The organism is Propionivibrio limicola, from assembly GCF_009469695.1.
Taxonomy (GTDB): Bacteria; Pseudomonadota; Gammaproteobacteria; order Burkholderiales; family Rhodocyclaceae; genus Propionivibrio; species Propionivibrio limicola.
In genome coordinates this window covers 1-5,324 of sequence record NZ_SSSR01000034.1, presented here as the reverse complement: position 1 = coordinate 5,324, position 5,324 = coordinate 1, and the positions used below count along the sequence as shown (strand labels likewise).

The following is a 5,324-nucleotide window of genomic DNA, read 5'->3' as shown; positions in this document are numbered from 1 at the left end:
AAAGCCCTCTGCGTTAAGCAGAGGGCTTAGGAAGGGGGAGCCTGGCGGTGACCTACTTTCGCACACGAGCTGTGCACTATCATCGGCGCGACTTCGTTTCACGGTCCTGTTCGGGATGGGAAGGGGTGGGTCCAAAGTGCTATGGCCGCCAAGCGTAACTTGTCTGCAACCTGCCAAGGCAGGCTGCGCAAAAGGGAAGAAGGATTTGTGTCGGTTGTGATTGAACTCATCAATGAGTTGCTACTTAAGGTTATAGGATCAAGCCACACGGGCAATTAGTACTGGTTAGCTTAACGCATTACTGCGCTTCCACACCCAGCCTATCAACGTTGTGGTCTTCAACGACCCTTCAGGGGGCTCGAGGCCCCGGGGAAATCTTATCTTGAGGCGAGTTTCACGCTTAGATGCTTTCAGCGTTTATCTCTTCCAAACTTAGCTACCCGGCGATACGACTGGCGTCATAACCGGTACACCAGAGGTTTGTCCACTCCGGTCCTCTCGTACTAGGAGCAGGTCCCCTCAAATTTCCAGCGCCCACGGCAGATAGGGACCAAACTGTCTCACGACGTTTTAAACCCAGCTCACGTACCACTTTAAATGGCGAACAGCCATACCCTTGGGACCGGCTACAGCCCCAGGATGTGATGAGCCGACATCGAGGTGCCAAACACCGCCGTCGATATGAACTCTTGGGCGGTATCAGCCTGTTATCCCCAGAGTACCTTTTATCCGTTGAGCGATGGCCCTTCCATACAGAACCACCGGATCACTATGACCTACTTTCGTACCTGCTCGACGTGTCAGTCTCGCAGTCAAGCACGCTTTTGCCATTGCACTATTAGCACGATGTCCGACCGTACCTAGCGTACCTTCGTACTCCTCCGTTACTCTTTGGGAGGAGACCGCCCCAGTCAAACTGCCTACCATGCACGGTCCCAGACCTGGATTCACAGGCCATGGTTAGAACCTCAAACAAACCAGGGTGGTATTTCAAGGACGGCTCCACGGCAACTAGCGTCACCGCTTCACAGCCTCCCACCTATCCTACACAGATCGGTTCAAAGTCCAATGCAAAGCTACAGTAAAGGTTCATGGGGTCTTTCCGTCTAGCCGCGGGGAGATTGCATCTTCACAAACATTTCAACTTCGCTGAGTCTCGGGAGGAGACAGTGTGGCCATCGTTACGCCATTCGTGCAGGTCGGAACTTACCCGACAAGGAATTTCGCTACCTTAGGACCGTTATAGTTACGGCCGCCGTTTACCGGGGCTTCGATCAAGAGCTTGCACCCCATCACTTAACCTTCCGGCACCGGGCAGGCGTCACACCCTATACGTCCACTTTCGTGTTTGCAGAGTGCTGTGTTTTTATTAAACAGTCGCAGCCACCATTTCACTGCAACCCTTTCGGCCTTCGAGAGTAAATCTCTACAACCTACCAGGGCGCACCTTTTCCCGAAGTTACGGTGCTAATTTGCCGAGTTCCTTCTCCCGAGTTCTCTCAAGCGCCTTAGAATTCTCATCCTGCCCACCTGTGTCGGTTTGCGGTACGGTCTCTTTGTAACTGAAGCTTAGAGGCTTTTCTTGGAAGCTTGGTATCAATCACTTCGCGGTCAAAGACCACTCGTCGTCACGCCTCAGCATTAACCCCCCGGATTTGCCTAAGGGATCTGCCTACACGCTTAAACCACCTATTCCAACAGATGGCTGACCTAACCTTCTCCGTCCCCCCATCGCATTACAAAGAGGTACTGGAATATTAACCAGTTTCCCATCGACTACGCTTTTCAGCCTCGCCTTAGGGGCCGACTCACCCTGCGCCGATGAACGTTGCGCAGGAAACCTTGGGCTTTCGGCGAGGGAGCTTTTCACTCCCTTTATCGCTACTCATGTCAGCATTCGCACTTCTGATACCTCCAGCAGCCTTTACAAGCCACCTTCAACGGCCTACAGAACGCTCTCCTACCATATATCAAAGATATATCCGCGATTTCGGTGCATAGTTTGAGCCCCGTTACATCTTCCGCGCAGGACGACTCGACCAGTGAGCTATTACGCTTTCTTTAAAGGATGGCTGCTTCTAAGCCAACCTCCTGGCTGTCTGAGCCTTCCCACCTCGTTTCCCACTTAACTATGTCTTGGGGACCTTAATCGGCGGTCTGGGTTGTTTCCCTCTCGACACCGGACGTTAGCACCCGATGTCTGTCTCCCACGCTCGCACTCTTCGGTATTCGGAGTTTGCAATGGTTTGGTAAGTCGCGATGACCCCCTAGCCATAACAGTGCTCTACCCCCGAAGGTGATACGTGAGGCACTACCTAAATAGTTTTCGGAGAGAACCAGCTATTTCCGGATTTGTTTAGCCTTTCACCCCTATCCACAGCTCATCCCCTAACTTTTCAACGTTAGTGGGTTCGGACCTCCAGTGCGTGTTACCGCACCTTCATCCTGGCCATGGATAGATCATCCGGTTTCGGGTCTACGCCCAGCAACTAATCGCCCTTATCAGACTCGGTTTCCCTACGCCTCCCCTATTCGGTTAAGCTCGCTACTGAACGTAAGTCGCTGACCCATTATACAAAAGGTACGCAGTCACCCCTTGCGAGGCTCCCACTGTTTGTATGCATGCGGTTTCAGGATCTATTTCACTCCCCTCCCGGGGTTCTTTTCGCCTTTCCCTCACGGTACTGGTTCACTATCGGTCGATTACGAGTATTTAGCCTTGGAGGATGGTCCCCCCATGTTCAGACAGGGTTTCTCGTGCCCCGCCCTACTTGTCGCAAACTTAGTACCACGGATTTGTTTTCGCGTACGGGGCTATCACCCACTACGGCGCTACTTTCCAGAAGCTTCCACTAACAAATCCGCTATCACTTGCAGGCTGATCCCATTTCGCTCGCCACTACTTTGGGAATCTCGGTTGATTTCTTTTCCTCCGGCTACTTAGATGTTTCAGTTCACCGGGTTCGCTTCCTCACACCTATGTATTCAGTGTGGGATACTCCAAAAGGAGTGGGTTTCCCCATTCGGACATCTCTGGATCAAAGCTTCATTGCCAGCTCCCCAGAGCTTTTCGCAGGCTTGCACGTCCTTCTTCGCCTGTAATCGCCAAGGCATCCACCACATGCACTTATTCGCTTGATCCTATAACCTTAAGCTCTCTTGCGAGAACCAAAGCCACAGGCAACTCATTTTGTGCCACCCCGACCCGGCAAGAGCCAGGGTGCTTGATGCAATCACAACCGTATCGCTCACAGCTCTCCGCTGCCAGCGATACAACCTTCTTCCATTTTGTTAAAGAGCGTACAGACTTTCATCTGTTAGAAGTCAACACGGCGCGCCGCGCTGGCTTCTAACGCCTGTTTCCAGGCTTTGGTGGAGGATGACGGGATCGAACCGACGACCCCCTGCTTGCAAAGCAGGTGCTCTCCCAGCTGAGCTAATCCCCCTTGATAAATCACGCATGAACCTTGCCTTCGTTCAAACGTTGGTGGGTCTGGTTGGAATCGAACCAACGACCCCCGCCTTATCAAGACGGTGCTCTAACCGACTGAGCTACAGACCCTCCGTCTGTGCAGCTTCGGGCAATTGATAGGTTGTGAGTTCTTGATCAAGCTTTGCTCTAGAAAGGAGGTGATCCAGCCGCAGGTTCCCCTACGGCTACCTTGTTACGACTTCACCCCAGTCACGAACCCTGCCGTGGTAATCGCCCTCCTTGCGGTTAGGCTAACTACTTCTGGCAGAACCCGCTCCCATGGTGTGACGGGCGGTGTGTACAAGACCCGGGAACGTATTCACCGCGACATGCTGATCCGCGATTACTAGCGATTCCGACTTCATGCAGTCGAGTTGCAGACTGCAATCCGGACTACGATCGGCTTTCTGAGATTAGCTCCCCCTCGCGGGTTGGCAACCCTCTGAACCGACCATTGTATGACGTGTGAAGCCCTACCCATAAGGGCCATGAGGACTTGACGTCATCCCCACCTTCCTCCGGTTTGTCACCGGCAGTCTCATTAAAGTGCCCAACCAAATGATGGCAATTAACGACAAGGGTTGCGCTCGTTGCGGGACTTAACCCAACATCTCACGACACGAGCTGACGACAGCCATGCAGCACCTGTGTTCAGGCTCCCTTTCGGGCACTTCCAAATCTCTTCGGAATTCCTGACATGTCAAGGGTAGGTAAGGTTTTTCGCGTTGCATCGAATTAATCCACATCATCCACCGCTTGTGCGGGTCCCCGTCAATTCCTTTGAGTTTTAGCCTTGCGGCCGTACTCCCCAGGCGGTCAACTTCACGCGTTAGCTGCGACACTAAAAGGTTTAACCCTTCCAACATCTAGTTGACATCGTTTAGGGCGTGGACTACCAGGGTATCTAATCCTGTTTGCTCCCCACGCTTTCGTGCATGAGCGTCAGTGTTGGCCCAGGGGGCTGCCTTCGCCATCGGTGTTCCTCCACATCTCTACGCATTTCACTGCTACACGTGGAATTCCACCCCCCTCTGCCGCACTCTAGCCGTGCAGTCTCAAATGCAGTTCCCAGGTTGAGCCCGGGGATTTCACATCTGACTTACACAACCGCCTGCGCACGCTTTACGCCCAGTAATTCCGATTAACGCTCGCACCCTACGTATTACCGCGGCTGCTGGCACGTAGTTAGCCGGTGCTTCTTATGCAGGTACCGTCATCCACATCCGGTATTAGCGAATGCGATTTCTTCCCTGCCGAAAGAGCTTTACAACCCGAAGGCCTTCTTCACTCACGCGGCATGGCTGGATCAGGCTTGCGCCCATTGTCCAAAATTCCCCACTGCTGCCTCCCGTAGGAGTCTGGGCCGTGTCTCAGTCCCAGTGTGGCGGATCATCCTCTCAGACCCGCTACGGATCGTCGCCTTGGTAGGCCTTTACCCCACCAACTAGCTAATCCGACATCGGCCGCTCCTAAAGCGCAAGGTCTTGCGATCCCCTGCTTTCCTGCTCACAGAATATGCGGTATTAGCGTAACTTTCGCTACGTTATCCCCCACTTCAGGGCACGTTCCGATGCATTACTCACCCGTTCGCCACTCGCCATCAGGTGCAAGCACCCATGCTGCCGTTCGACTTGCATGTGTAAGGCATGCCGCCAGCGTTCAATCTGAGCCAGGATCAAACTCTTCAGTTCAATCTCTGTTAAAACTCTCGCTTGACGTCCTGCAGGCCCAATCTCTCAGACCCGCAGACTTTTTACATCGTGCGAGTTTCAAATCTTTTTGCCGTATCCGCTTGCGCAGATACCGCTCGACCAAAAACCCACACCTATCAATTACCCAATTTTTAAAGAAC

Annotated in this window: 2 tRNA genes and 3 rRNA genes; all 5 read right to left on the bottom strand. The window is 53.1% G+C overall.

The annotated features are described in order from the left end of the window. Positions 1–39: 39 nt before the first annotated feature. The 5 genes from rrf to GH659_RS14610 all read right to left on the bottom strand — a co-directional run bounded on the left by rrf (position 40) and on the right by GH659_RS14610 (position 5,163). Positions 40–153, bottom strand: a 5S ribosomal RNA gene (gene rrf / locus GH659_RS14630). A 101-nt stretch (positions 154–254) separates the two neighbouring features. Continuing rightward, positions 255–3,141 (bottom strand): 23S ribosomal RNA (locus GH659_RS14625). 229 nt (positions 3,142–3,370) lie between these two features. Then, positions 3,371–3,446: transfer RNA gene (locus GH659_RS14620), tRNA-Ala, on the bottom strand. 39 nt (positions 3,447–3,485) lie between these two features. Then, positions 3,486–3,562: transfer RNA gene (locus GH659_RS14615), tRNA-Ile, on the bottom strand. Positions 3,563–3,623: 61 nt separating this feature from the next. Continuing rightward, positions 3,624–5,163: ribosomal RNA gene (locus tag GH659_RS14610) — 16S ribosomal RNA — on the bottom strand. Together the 16S, 23S and 5S rRNA genes with 2 tRNA genes alongside form the textbook arrangement of a ribosomal RNA operon. Positions 5,164–5,324 lie beyond the last annotated feature (161 nt).